Source organism: Pseudomonas sp. AU11447, from assembly GCF_001672555.2.
In the GTDB taxonomy this organism is placed as follows: Bacteria; Pseudomonadota; Gammaproteobacteria; order Pseudomonadales; family Pseudomonadaceae; genus Pseudomonas; species Pseudomonas nitroreducens.
This window is the reverse complement of the sequence record NZ_LZDG02000060.1, coordinates 32,183-44,934: the sequence shown is the minus strand read 5'-3', so window position 1 is coordinate 44,934 and position 12,752 is coordinate 32,183. Positions and strand designations below refer to the sequence as shown.

Sequence of the window (12,752 nt, the reverse complement as noted above, 5' to 3'; positions counted from 1 at the left end):
CTCCAGGTGCCGTCGGGCTGGACTACGGTGGTGCCAAGAGTGTCCGCACCTTCATGGAGGGTGATGGTGGCATTGACCGTGCCGGTGCCGATGATCTCCGGGTGGGTATCAGGGGTCGTACCATCAGGTTCGATGTCCCCTTGCAGGGGATAGACGTCATTGAGCAGCCGGCTGATGGCGACCTGGGGGGCTTCGTCCGGGAGCGGCTCGACGATTGGCGCATCGATGATGACGATCACGAAGGCAGCGGTTGACTGGCTGGAGTGGCCGTCGGCGTTCGTGGCGGTGGCGGTAATGCTGTGGGTGTCCAGCGTCAGCGCTTGTGYGGGGGTGAAGCTCCAGGTGCCGTCGGGCWGGACTACGGTGGTGCCAAGAGTGTCCGCACCGTCATGGAGGGTGATGGTGGCGTTGACCGTTCCGGTGCCGCGGATTTCCGGGGTGGTGTCGCTGGTGGCGCCATTGGGCACGATATCGCCGGCGTCAGTGCCGGAGTCGCTGACCAGCCGGGTAATGGCCACCTGTGGCGCTGCAGCCGTGTCGTTTCCCGAGTGGCCCGAACCGCCCGAGGAGTGCAGCGAGGTGGCCAGCACGCCCAGCGCGCCCGCACCGGCGAGGATCGGCCAGGTGATGAACCCGGCGCTGTAGTCCTGTGATGCGGTGATAACCGGGGTATCGCTCAGGACGGGACCGTTCAGGGCGATGTGCGTCGACTCTCCGTCCAGCAGTGTCAGGTGGCCGCTGATGGCTCCACCATCGGCAGGTATATAGGCACGTGGCTGGCCGTCGTCATCGAGGCCGTAGAGCTGCGCATTCATGCCGGGGTCGAAGTAGCCCAGAAGGGTCAGCTCGGGCGTGCTGTCGTCCTTGAGGAAGACCAGCAGGTCCTGGCCTTCGCGCTTTACCTCGATGGGATCGACCAGGGTACTGGCGGCAGCGGTTCTGAAAATGTATCGGGTGCCCCGCTCTACTTTCACGCCACCGCCACCCTCGACGATCATGCGAGTGGCTGAGTCTTCTTTGGCGGCGATGAGGACGATCTGTCCCATGGGTTGTTCTCCGGATGTCGATAGAGTGGGAAAGCCGCCCAGTATTGACTCGCCATTTCTACCCCGATATCCGAATTCGCCGGGATAGTTGGCGTAGAAGCCCATGGCTGCGTAGGAAATGGCAGGATTGTTTGCCCCGCATGGGGCACGACGCAAACCCGCCGCCGGAGGGGCACGGGCGGGGAAGGCAGTTATGCCGTTGGCCAACGCCACCCATAAAAAAGCCCCCGCACCATGAGGTGCGGGGGCGTCGGCGCCGATGGGGGAAAGCGCCAGGTCCAGTGACCCTCAGCTCAGCGAACCACCGCCTGTACTTCGACGTTCTCGGTGGTACGGCCGTAGACGTCTTCCAGACGCTCGATGTCGTCCTCTCCCAGGTAGCTGCCCGATTGCACTTCGATGATTTCCAGCGGGATCTTGCCGGGGTTGGCGAGGCGGTGGACCGAGGCGATCGGGATGTAGGTGGACTGGTTTTCGGTCAGCAGGAAGGTCTTGTCGTCGCAGGTCACCTGGGCGGTGCCGGACACGACGATCCAGTGCTCGGCGCGGTGGTGGTGCATCTGCAGTGACAGGCGCGCGCCCGGCTTGACCGAGATGTGTTTGACCTGGAAGCGGCCGCCCATGTCCACCGAGTCGTAGGAGCCCCAGGGACGGTAGACCTGGCAGTGGTTCTGGGTCTCGCTGCGGCCGGCGGCGTCGAGCTGGTTGACCACCTTCTTGACGTCCTGCACGCGGTCCTTGTGGGCGATCATCATGGCGTCCTTGGTCTCGACGACCACGATGTCTTCCAGGCCGATCACCGACACCAGCTTGCCGTTGCCGTGCACCAGGCAGTTGTGGCTGTCGTGGACCATCACGTCGCCCATGGTGACGTTGCCGTCGTCGTCCTTGTCATGCACTTCCCAGATCGACGACCAGCTGCCGACGTCGTTCCAGCCGGCGGACAGCGGCACCACGCAGGCGCGGCGGGTCTTTTCCATCACGGCGTAGTCGATGGAGTTGTCCGGGCAGCATTCGAAGGTGGCGGCGTCGATGCTGATCAGGTCGCCGTCGTGCTGGCTGCGCTCCAGGGCCAGCAGGCAGGTGTCGTAGATGTCGGCGTCGTGCTTCTTCAGCTCCTCCAGGAAGCGGCTGGCGCGGAACAGGAACATGCCGCTGTTCCAGAAGTAGCCGCCGTCCTCGACGAACTGCTGGGCGCGGGTTTCGTCGGGTTTTTCGATGAAGCGCTCGACGCGGATAACGCCGTCCGGCAGGCCGCGCTCGTCACCGGCCTTGATGTAGCCGTAGCCGGTTTCCGGGCGATTGGCGGGGACGCCGAAGAGCACCATCTCGCCCTTTTCGGCGGCGTTGGTGGCCAGCGCCAGGGCGCGCTGGAAGGCCCGCTGGTCTTCGATCACGTGGTCGGCCGGGAGGATCAGCAGCAGCTCGTCGCGGCCCTCGGCCATGAGCTTCATGGCGGCGATGGCGACCGCCGGCGCGGTATTGCGGCCGAAGGGTTCGAGCAGGATCGATTGGGTCTTGAGGTCCAGCGCTTCGAGTTGCTCCTGGACGATGAAGCGGTGCTCCTGGTTGCTGACCACCACCGGCGGCTCCATCCCTTCGAACACCAGGCGCGAGAGGGTCTGCTGGAACAGGGTGTGTTCACCGGTCAGGGCCAGGAACTGCTTGGGATACTGTTTGCGCGAAAGAGGCCAGAGTCGCGAGCCGCTGCCACCGGAAAGAATTACTGGAATCATCGGGTTTCTCCTTAAGCGTTTGCGTTCTGTCTGCCGGACCACATCGTGTGGGCCGGCCTGCGGTTTGGGTGACCTCTCCAGTGCTTGCCGTCGCTGCGGCGCACGGGTCTTGCTGCCGGTGTGGGGCCGGTCTTGTTGTTTTGCATCGTTGTTTGGGAGCGGGGTCTAGCACCCTCTCCCCAGCCCTCTCCCTGAAGGGAGAGGGAGTTGTTCGTGCCGACTGATGCCATGGTTTCCACCTGCGCCAATCCAGTCCCCTCTCCCTTCGGAGCGGGGCGCGCAGCCAGGGTTAGGGAGAGGGCGAGTGGTACGCGTTGGCACGTCATCGCCGACCTACTCAGTCCGCCTTCACCGGACGCTTCACCCACACCGGGTTCAGCTTGCTGTCACCGGTGACGTAGAGGCAGACCACTTCGCCGCGCTCGAGGGTGACGGGCTTGAGGTCGCTGACTTTCTTGGCGCCGTCGAACAGGGCGAGGTTGACTTTCACCGGGTTGATCTCGCGGTCGCCGTGGCTTTGCGGGGCGACGTTGCTGACCACTTCGGTCTTGCCATCGGCGGTCTTCAGGGTGAGGGCCTTGCCGCTGAGGTTCTGCACGCGAACCAGGGCCTTCTGCTTGTTCTTGAACGGCGGCTCGGGCACCAGGCGCGGCTGGCCGCCGGGCTGGCTGACGAGGGTGTAGTAGGCGTCCGGATCAAGCTTCACCGGCAGGCTCTGGGAGCCGACCTTGGCGGTGTAGTTGCCCGGCGGGAGGAACTTGAAGTCGCTGGAGCCCAGCGGCGAGATGTCGTTGAGGGTGGCGTTGCCGACGCTGACGGACAGCTCCGAGCTGCCGGCGTTGTAAGCCCGCACGAAGGTGGAGCCCTTGGGTGCCTGCGGGCCGTAGAGCGCGCCTTCACCGCCGGCGAAGGCGCCGAAGGAAGCGGCGCCCAGGGCGAGGGCGAGGGCGGACGACTTCAGGGTGCGAATGCTCAGTCGGTTCATGGGGTGTACCTCCGTCTTTCTCTCTTGGGGGGCACAAGAGGTGCCCAGTTCCAGCGCTTGGTGCGCCGTGGGTGTTCGGGTCAGTGAGCGGCCTGGTTGGAAGCCAGGCGTTCGTCGCGGTTACCGTCCGCACGCAGTTGCGCCAGCCAGTCCTGGTTGAACTGGCTGAGGTCGCTGTGCATCGGCAGGTAGCGTTCGGGGAATTCCCAGACCAGCAGCTTGGCCGGGGCTTTCTTGAAGCCTTCGTCCTGCAGCAGTTCGAGCATCGGTTCCAGGGGGCCCTTGCCCTCCTTGGCGTAGTTGATGACGTCCGCCGACAGCGCCTGCTTCAGCGCGCCAGCGAAGTTCCAGCGCGGGTTGGCGCTGTAGCTGGTGCCGACCAGGGCGATCTGCGGCTGGGCGCTGTCGCCGAACAGGTCGCCGCCACCTTCGGATGCCGCCGTGGCGTCGTCGGCCGGATGGGTCTGGCGCTGTTCCAGCTGGTCTTCGGGCGGCAGTAGGTCGGTGAACAGCGGGTCCAGCGGCAGGAAGGTGAGCAGGTCGCCCTTGTGCGCGCCGCTCTTGCCGGCTTCGGTGACGAAGGTTTGGGTCGGCAGGTCGGCGCCCTGGCCCTGGCGGATGCTTTCACCCAGGCGCTGGGCCACGGCTTCGGCGCCCAGCGGGGTCCAGTGGGTGTCGGTACGCAGGAACACCTGGCCGTTGTCCTTGGCTTTCTCCAGCGTCCCCAGCAGCTCGGGCGCGGCCATGCCGGCCTGGCGGGCACGCTGCAGGAAGTCGGTGTAGAGCGAGGCGTGCAGGGTGGCCGGTTGCTCCTTGCCGACGAACTCGGGATACAGGCGTGTCTTGGCCGGGATGATTGCCAGCACCAGCTTCACGCCGCGGCGTTCCAGCTCCTGCTGCACACCGCGCACCAGCGCCCAGTTGTCGTCCAGCTGCTGCTGGGTCGGCGCGGGCTTGAACTCTTCATCGGTGAACAGCCAGCCGTCCTTGCCGATCACCACGCCGGGGCGGCCCTCGTCAAAAACGGTGTAGTCCAGCGCGGCCCAGAGGTTGGTGCCCAGGCGCTTGATGGGGAATTCGTCGTCGTAGTGGCCTTCGAAAGCGTGGGCCAGCTTGCCGTTGAGCACGGTGGTGCCTTCGGCGGCGGAGAAGCTCGGGAAAGCCTTCAGCGACCAGCCGGCCAGGCCCAGCAGCATGCCGCCGAAGGCGGCGATGTAGGCGTACTGCAGGGGTTTGCTGATCTTGGGTTGAGTGGTCGATTGCATGATCCGGCCTCGCTCAGAACTGGAAGTAGAGGAACGGCGAGTAGCTCTGCGCCGAAAGCTTGAGCACCGAAGCGGCGAACAGCAGGAGCAGGGCGAGTCGGGTGGCCAGTATCGGCAGCTGGGTCATCCAGTGCGGCTGGTAGACGGCGGCGCCGCTGGGCGAATAGGCGATGGCGGCCGGGTCCTGCCGTGCCATGGCCGGGGTACGCGGCTGGGCGCTGGCCGGACCGTCGGCGTTGACCTGTTCAGTCTTCGCGGCGGCCTTGGGTGCCTTGTCCTGCATCGGCTGGTTGTAGAACTGGCGGATGCCGAAGAAGGCCAACACGAGGTAGGCGATCACCAGGGTGCCGACCTGCAGGCCGGTGAGGCTGGCGCGGTTGAGCTCGGAGAGCTTCCAGTCGCCGAAGCTGAACATGGCTTCGTACATGCGCCAGGCCACGTGCAGGTTCTCGGCGCGGAAGATCACCCAGCCGACGATCACCAGTAGGAAGGTGAAGGCCCACTTCAGCGGATGGAGCACGCGCGGCGCGGCGTTCACCCCCAGGGCGCGCTCGATGGCCAGCCACACGCCGTGCCAGGCGCCCCAGATGATGTAGGTGACGTTGGCACCGTGCCACAGGCCGCCCAGCAGCATGGTGAGGATCAGGTTGCGGTAGGTCTGGAAGGTGGTGCCGCGGTTGCCGCCCAGGCTGATGTACAGGTAGTCGCGCAGCCAGGTGGACAGGCTGATGTGCCAGCGCCGCCAGAACTCGGTGATCGACTGGCTGATATAGGGCTGGTTGAAGTTCTCCATGAAGCGGAAGCCCATCATCAGGCCCAGGCCGATGGCCATGTCGCTGTAGCCGGAGAAGTCGAAGTACAGCTGCGCGGTGTAGGCCAGCGCGCCGAGCCAGGCGTCACCCGTGGTGGGGTTCTGCAGGGCGAAGCAGTGGTCGGCTACCGCGGCCAGGGTGTCGGCGATGAACACCTTCTTGACGAAGCCCTGCATGAAGCGGGTGCACCCTTCGGCGAACTTGTCGACGGTGTGGGTGCGGTGGTTGAACTGGTCGACCAGGTCCTTGAAGCGCAGCACCGGGCCGGCGATCAGGTGCGGGAAGATCGCCACGAATGCCGCGAAGTCGATCAGGTTGTGCGTGGCCGGGGTGTCGCCGCGGTACACATCGATGATGTAGCTGATCGATTCGAAGGTGTAGAAGCTGATGCCGATGGGCAGCAGGATGTGGGTCAGCACGAAGGGCTGCATGCCGAACGAGGTGATGATCTCGTTGAGGCTCTCCACGCCGAAGTTGGCGTACTTGAAGTAGCCCAGCACGCAGAGGTCGACCACCACGCCGAGCAGCAGCCAGCGCTGGGCAACCTTGGTGCGTACGCCGGCGGCGCCGATGCGCAGGCCGATCCAGTAGTTGAATACGGTGACGCCGGCGAACAGCAGGAGGAAGTCCACCCGCCACCAGGCGTAGAAGATGTAGCTGGCGACCAGCAGCAGGAGGTTCCGGTAGCGGTTCCCGCTCAGGTAATACAAGCCGAGGAAGACCGGCAGGAACAGGAACAGGAACACGTTGGAAGAAAAGACCATTCCGCGTCTCTCTCTGGAGCTTCAAACCTTGAGTCGCTCCGGACCTTCCGGCGTCTGTTCGACGCCTTGAGGAAAGGCCGGGGCAACCCGCCAATTCCTCCCCATGTGGTGCTCAATCTGCTGCGCCCGCCCGCGTCTTTGGTTGCGTGGGTCGGGTGGTGTAGCTGTTGCATCGGAGCGAGGGCTTGCACTCACCCCAGCCCTCTCCCAGAGGGAGAGGGGGTATTCGTGCTGGCTGCTGTTTTCGTGCATGCCGGCTGACTCAGTACTTCCCGATCACTCGGAAAGCTCCCTCTCCCTTCAGGGAGAGGGCGGGGGAGAGGGGCTCTTGCCTTTCGGCCTCAGCTCCCCGCCCCCTGACGGTTGAAAACCTTGGTCACTTCACCCCCCAGGCGGAAGCTGTTGAACGGCTCCATCTTCTTCTTCCAGTCCTGGGTCTTCGGCGCGCAGCTGTAGAGCGCGCAGTAGGGTTCCAGCCAGGCGAACTTGCTGTTCTCCTTCAGGTCGGCCATGTCCTGGTCGTTGCCGGTTTTCTGGTCGAATGCGTTCTGGTCATCCACGCCTTGCATGACGCGGTTGGCCAGGCGCTGCAGGGCGCCGTTGTTTTCCTGGCGCAGGTCGACGCCGTTCACCTGGGCGAAGGCGGCGATCATGGTCAGCGGCGGCAGCGAGTAGTTGTGGTACGACAGCGCACGCTGGCGGCGCTTGAGTTCGTTGGGCAGGTAGCCGTCGTTGTCCACCTGGTTGGCGGCAACCTTGAACTCCTGCACCGACCAGTCGAACAGGTCGCGGCGGTTGGTCACCACGGCGGTGGACATCACCGACCAGGCGGCCCAGTAGGAGTGGTTGTTGATCTTCTTCAGCGGCAGGTCGCTCCAGTCGCGCACCACCTGGCTGCCCAGGGTGCTGAACCAGTTCTCGATCTCCTTCGATTGTTCGGAGTAGGCCGCCAGCGGGCGGCTGCTGGAGAATTTCAGGCGCATGTAGGACGACGACAGGCTGCCCAGCGCCCATTTGCGCATGGACTTGCCGGTGTGGTTGAAATCGGTGCTTTCCAGCGCGCCGGCCTTCGCCCAGCTATCGAGCCAGTTCATCGCGCAGTCCAGGTCGCCCTTGTTGCCGCTGCGCATGTACTGGGTGATGAGCTTGGTGGCGCCGCGCTCCATGTCGGTGATGTCCTTGATCTGGGTGCGGAACTCCTTGTCCGCATCCGCGTTGAAGGTGGCGCGCGCCGAGTCTGAACCCTTGTACTTGCTGGTGAACTGCAGGCTGCCGGTGTAGGGCGTCGGGGCGGTGGGGCAACTGTCCGCGTCCTTCTTGCTGCCCTTGTCGCCGACGGCGGAGAAGTAGCCCGGCGGTGGCATCAGGTCGGCGGCGTAGGTGGTGCTCTCGCCGAACAGCGCGCCGAGCACCGCGATGGTCAGGCCGATGCGGGCGACAACGGGTGTCTTGATCTTGTGGAGGCTGGGCATGGTGCTTGTCCCTCGCTTCAGTTTGCGGCCACGTCGGCCGACTTGGCTTTGGGCGTCTGACAGAGCTTGGCCTCGACTTCCAGGCCCGCCGGCATGTCGTCCGGCGCCTCGATCTCCAGGGAGAGGAACTGCTGGTTCGACCAGTCTTCGTCGTTGCGCAGTTCGAAGACGTAGCGTCCGCCGGTATCCACGGCCTTGGACTGCTCGATCTTCAGCTGCTCGCGACGACCGTTCATGTACCAGATGGTGTTCTTGAGTTCGTGCACGCCGGGGTCGGAGTAGGTGACGTCGGCGGTGTAGCTGCCCGAGCGGATTGGCAGGGCGCCGCTGTTGAGCAGCACCTCGTTGCTGCCCGCGTGCAGCTTGACCTTGCGGCTGATGGCCGGCTTGCCGTCGGCGCAGCCGTTGTCCACCAGCGGCATGGCCTGGCGGTAGAAGCTCTTCTGCGCCATGTCGTAGTGGGTGGCGAATTCCCAGATGAGGATCTTCGGCGGCTTGTCGTGGAATTCCTTGCTGGTCATGTAGGCCAGCAGGGAGCTGTCGAAGCCGCCGCCGGACACGGCGTTGTTGAGGATGTCGACCTTGCCGTACTGCTCCAGGAAGCCGGCGAAGTTGTAGGCCGGGCCGCTGTTGGACGTACCCACCAGCGCAACCTGGGCATCGCCGCCTTCGCCGAACAGATCGCCGCCGCCCGAATCGCCCACCGGCTCGGTCTCGAAGCGGTCGACGTACTGCGGGGCGTAGCTGCTGCCGCACAGTTGTGCGGCAGCCTTGTGGAAGGTGCCGAGCTTGGACAGCAGGCCTACGCGCTTGCTTTCGAATTCCTTCTTGGGAATGTCGTTGTAGGCGGGGATTTCCTTCAGGGTATCGGCGACGATCTTCGCGCTGCGCATCGCGCCGTACGGCGTCCAGTGGTGGTCGCCCTTGAAGTAGTAGGGATGCTCCTGCTTCTCGTCGAACAGCGGCGAGAAGTCCGGGGTGTAGATGCCGGCCTTGCGGAACTGGGCGATGGCCGCCTGGTAGTTCTTTTTCGCCAGGTCGTAGTTGAAGCTGGCCTTCTCCTGCGGGTTGAGCTTCTCGCGGTTCACCAGGCCACGGGTGGGCTGGTAGACCACGACCAGGTCGATGCCCTTGCGCTTGAGTTCGTCGCGCAGTTGCTTGAGCTCGCGCCAGCCTTCGGCGCTGGTGCCGAAGTCGGTGCGCAGGTCGTAGGTGGTGCGGAACAGCCAGTCTTCCTGCGCCGGTACCAGGTGGGTGAAGAAGCCCAGGTACTTGGTGTTGTACGCCGCGTCGTTGGACGCGGTGGGGCACAGGCCGGCGGCCGGTTGTGCGGTGTAGCTCGGTGCATCGGCGGCGTTGGCCTGGTGGGCGAGCAGCAGGGCAGCGGAGAGGCCCGACAGGCACAGCAGGTTGATGGTCAGTCGTTTCATGTGTCGGGTCCTCAATTTTGCAGTTCGGCCTGGCTTTCGACGGGGTCGATCAGCACCGCGCGTTGCTGGCGCACCAGCAGGTCCAGGATCTGGTCCTGCTTCTCGCCGAGCACGCCGTTGAAGCTGATGCCGGAAGATTTGGTCGGGCCGAGCATGGCCACCTTGTAGAGCTCCAGCGACAGCGGCGAATCCACCGACAGCGGGCCCGAGCCATTGCCGGCCAGCTTGCCGCCGACCACGATCAGCGAGACCTTGGTGTCGAAGGGGTCGAGGTCGATGTTGCGGTCGGTGTCGGTCAGGTCCTTGATGTGGCCGTAGACGCCGATGAGCTTGTTGCCGGCCGCGAGGTTCTCGTACAGGCGGATGTTCACGCTGTTGCGGATGCGGATGCCGTGGCGCAGGTTGGCCAGCACCTGGTTGCCGTAGATGAGGTTGTCGCCGGACTCGTAGAGCGTGATGCCGTCGGAGTGGTTGCGGTACACCTCGTTGTAGGCCACCAGGTTGCGCTCGGAATTACGGTCGAGGACGATCCCGGAGAGGTGGTTGTCGTAGGTCTTGTTGTGGATGATCCAGCTGTCGTTGACCTCACGGGAGACGATGATGCCGTGCTTCTTCTTCGTCCCGTAGACGGTGTTCTCGGCGATGATCAGGCGGTGCGAGCGGTCATGCGGGTCGATGCCGTAGACGATGTTGTTCTTGTAGGTATTGCCGCGTACCACCAGGTCGTCGGCTTCGTAGCAGTAGAAGCCGTACCAGGCGTCCTCGAAGGTCGAGCCGATCACCCAGCCCTTCGGGCGCGGGCGCTTCATGGTCTTGTCCATGCCCGGGCTGTACTGCGAGATGGAGATGCCATAGGCCTTGGAAGCGTTGTAACCGAAGCTTACGAAGTGGCTGTTCACCAGGTAGGCCTCGGCGCCGCCCCAGGAGATCAGGAAGGGGCGGAATTCGTTGGGGGTCTTGAACCACGCGGGTTCCTTCTTCGCTTCGTTCCAGGCGGTGACCTTGGTGTCGCGCACGAACAGCTTGCCGTCGTTGACCAGGAACGATCCGCGGTCCTGGGACAGGCGTAGTTCCTTGACCTTGCCGTCGATCTCCAGGGTCGCGCCCTGGCTGACGACGATGGGCAGGCGGGCGATGTAAACACCTGGTTCGACCTGCTCCAGTGCGGTCTTCGGCAGCTTGCCGACGAGTTCGGCAAGGTTGACGTAGCCGCCGTCGATGAAGATTGCCTGGGGCATCTGGCGCTGGCGCTTCACCCACTCGGCGAGACGGTTCTTGCCGCCGGTGAATTCCTTCAGCGGCTGCTGCTGGACCATCCGCTCGATGTGGGCCCGGCCGGGCTTCTTGCGCTCGATCTTCTTCTCCACCGCTTCGGCGGTGTAGCCGGTGAGGTCGGGCAGCTTGGGCGGTTCCAGGTGCAGTGGTTCGCTGGGCGCGGCGGTCACGGTGTAGTTGCCGGACTCCTTCAGCGTCTGGGTCTTGCCGGGCTCGGCGCCGGGATGTTCCTCGGCGGTTTTCTCTTCGCTGCCTTTCGCGGCGGCCTTGGCACTGCTCTCGGCCTTGGCCGCGGGCTGCGCCGCCCAGACCGGTGCGCCGGCGCTGAGCAGGCCGCCGAGCAGCAGCGCGGTCAGCGGCAGGGCGTGTAACGGGTGGCGGTTCATGGCCATGTCTCCTTGCGCGCGGTCATCCGCCAGGTACCCGGCTACGCGCCGGGAGCGGCGGAGTGCGAGTGCGGGTAGCTGACGGATGTTCATCGCTACAGTCCTCAGAAGCGCCAGATCACATCGACGAAGGCGTGGTGCATGGTCGAGTCGACGTGGCTGCCGTAGGCATCGCCGGGCTTGAACACGCCGCCGCGGAAGCGGATCAGTGCCGACGGCTCGTCGATCGCCTGGCTCATCGAGGCCGGCAGCAGGCCCTGCTTGAAGTACTTGGTGACGACCAGGTCGACTTCCTGGCCGATGTCCTTGGAGTCATTGACCAGCGGCGCGGTGATGCCGCTGTTGCCGATGTCCGAATCGCTGTCCACGCGGCGGAACTTGTTGTAGATGACGCTGGCGTCATAGTCGTCGCGCAGCTGCCAGGAGCCGAACAGCGTGGCGGCCTCAAGGTTCGACAGCTCACCGCGGAAGGCTTCGCCGAAGCGGTGTGCGCGGGCCCGGGTGCCGGTGAAGTTGGAGCGGTTGCTCTCCAGGCCCGTCTGTTCGAACTGGTCTTCGCCGTTCTTGCCGCCGCCGCTGCCACGGGCGTAGGCGCCACCGACGCGCCACTGCTCGTCGATGTTCCAGCGCAGGCCCAGGTCCGCGCCGTAGGCATCCACATCGCCACTCTGCTTGCCGGCGGCGACACGCTCGCCGTTTACCGGGACGGTGGTCAGGCGGTCGCGGTTACCGGTGAGCCAGGTGGCGCTGGCCCAATAGTTGATGGGCATCTGCGAGCGCCAGTTGTAGCCGTCGCCGTTGGCCTCGATGCCAACCCAGGTGAGGTCGCCGGTGGAGCGCTTGTCCAGCGATTCGACGGTTTCACCCGGGTCCGGCAGGCTGCCGCTGTCGTCGGCGTGGTGCACGCGCAGGCCGACCCAGTGGTGGGGCATCCACTGCGTGGAGATGTCGCCGAAGACGTGGGTGCGGTCCTTGTCGTCCGGCGCCAGGTCAGTGATGTCGGTACGGTAGTCGGAGAAGCGCTGGGCGGCGCCAAGGTGGGCGCGCAGCAGGGTGGTGTCGAAGGTCCAGTTCAGGGCCTCGATGTTGGTGTCCTGCCACATGCCGCTGTCTTCGCGCAGGCGCTGGCGACCGAAGCGCAGGTGCTCGCCGGGGTACTGAGTGAGGCCGGCGTAGTCCACCCAGAATTCGCGCAGGGCGAGGTAGGCGTCGTCCGGCTCACGCTTGTTGTCGCTGCGACCGCTGCTGTCGTTGTTGACGTCGTCGTTCTGCAGGGTGTCGGTCTGAATGGTGTCGGTGGCGGCAACTGCCTGGCCCATCACATAGGCGCTCCAGTTGCCCCACTGGCCGAAGGCCCAGGGGCGCAGGTCCAGGCCGATGCCGTTGAGGTCGCCGCCGTGGGCGGTGCCCAGGTCGCGATCATCCTCGGATTCGGCGGTGACCTTGATGTCGATGCCGAAGTTCTTCGGCGGCTCTTCTGCCGCATGGGCGAGGCTGCCGAACAGGGTGCCGGCGAGGCTCAGGCCGACGCCGAACATGGCAGGGAACAGGCGGGCGCGGCGAACAGCGGTAGCCAGAGCT

General features: G+C 65.0%; 9 protein-coding genes. All 9 read right to left on the bottom strand.

Translation table 11 applies throughout. The features are described 5' to 3' along the window. The coding region (locus A6723_RS22800) for an Ig-like domain-containing protein (protein ID WP_218188784.1) at positions 1 to 1,046 on the bottom strand (1,046 nt) is incomplete at its 3' end. A gap of 293 nt (positions 1,047 to 1,339) precedes the next feature. After that, positions 1,340 to 2,782 (bottom strand): mannose-1-phosphate guanylyltransferase/mannose-6-phosphate isomerase, encoded by a 1,443-nt coding sequence (locus A6723_RS22795; RefSeq protein WP_054910089.1) that lies wholly within the window; start codon positions 2,780 to 2,782, stop codon positions 1,340 to 1,342. 337 nt (positions 2,783 to 3,119) lie between these two features. Next, positions 3,120 to 3,767, bottom strand: coding sequence for an alginate O-acetyltransferase AlgF (locus A6723_RS22790; RefSeq protein WP_024765849.1), 648 nt, complete (start codon positions 3,765 to 3,767; stop codon positions 3,120 to 3,122). An 80-nt stretch (positions 3,768 to 3,847) separates the two neighbouring features. Beyond that, entirely contained in the window at positions 3,848 to 5,032 is a 1,185-nt protein-coding gene (locus A6723_RS22785) for an alginate O-acetyltransferase (RefSeq protein ID WP_054910088.1), read from the bottom strand. Between the two features lie 13 nt (positions 5,033 to 5,045). Beyond that, on the bottom strand, positions 5,046 to 6,608 hold the full coding sequence (locus A6723_RS22780; RefSeq protein WP_054910087.1) for an MBOAT family protein: 1,563 nt from the start codon (positions 6,606 to 6,608) through the stop codon (positions 5,046 to 5,048). Between the two features lie 341 nt (positions 6,609 to 6,949). Further along, the gene (locus A6723_RS22775) at positions 6,950 to 8,062 is read right to left on the bottom strand and encodes a mannuronate-specific alginate lyase (protein ID WP_054910128.1); all 1,113 of its coding nucleotides are present in this window, start codon (positions 8,060 to 8,062) and stop codon (positions 6,950 to 6,952) included. Between the two features lie 35 nt (positions 8,063 to 8,097). Beyond that, the gene (locus tag A6723_RS22770; RefSeq protein WP_054910086.1) at positions 8,098 to 9,510 is read right to left on the bottom strand and encodes an alginate O-acetyltransferase; all 1,413 of its coding nucleotides are present in this window, start codon (positions 9,508 to 9,510) and stop codon (positions 8,098 to 8,100) included. Positions 9,511 to 9,521: 11 nt separating this feature from the next. Continuing rightward, positions 9,522 to 11,171, bottom strand: coding sequence for a mannuronan 5-epimerase AlgG (gene algG / locus A6723_RS22765; RefSeq protein ID WP_054910085.1), 1,650 nt, complete (start codon positions 11,169 to 11,171; stop codon positions 9,522 to 9,524). Positions 11,172 to 11,275: 104 nt separating this feature from the next. Then, positions 11,276 to 12,709, bottom strand: coding sequence for an alginate export family protein (locus A6723_RS22760; protein ID WP_054910127.1), 1,434 nt, complete (start codon positions 12,707 to 12,709; stop codon positions 11,276 to 11,278). Positions 12,710 to 12,752: the final 43 nt, after the last annotated feature.

Excerpts from the sequence above, each read along its gene's own strand:
- A6723_RS22795 (WP_054910089.1), bottom strand. The coding sequence starts at position 2,782 with ATGATTCCAGTAATTCTTTCCGGTGGCAGCGGCTCGCGACTCTGGCCT.
- A6723_RS22790 (WP_024765849.1), bottom strand. The coding sequence starts at position 3,767 with ATGAACCGACTGAGCATTCGCACCCTGAAGTCGTCCGCCCTCGCCCTC.
- A6723_RS22785 (WP_054910088.1), bottom strand. The coding sequence starts at position 5,032 with ATGCAATCGACCACTCAACCCAAGATCAGCAAACCCCTGCAGTACGCC.
- A6723_RS22780 (WP_054910087.1), bottom strand. The coding sequence starts at position 6,608 with ATGGTCTTTTCTTCCAACGTGTTCCTGTTCCTGTTCCTGCCGGTCTTC.
- A6723_RS22770 (WP_054910086.1), bottom strand. The coding sequence starts at position 9,510 with ATGAAACGACTGACCATCAACCTGCTGTGCCTGTCGGGCCTCTCCGCT.
- algG (WP_054910085.1), bottom strand. The coding sequence starts at position 11,171 with ATGAACCGCCACCCGTTACACGCCCTGCCGCTGACCGCGCTGCTGCTC.
- A6723_RS22760 (WP_054910127.1), bottom strand. The coding sequence starts at position 12,709 with ATGTTCGGCGTCGGCCTGAGCCTCGCCGGCACCCTGTTCGGCAGCCTC.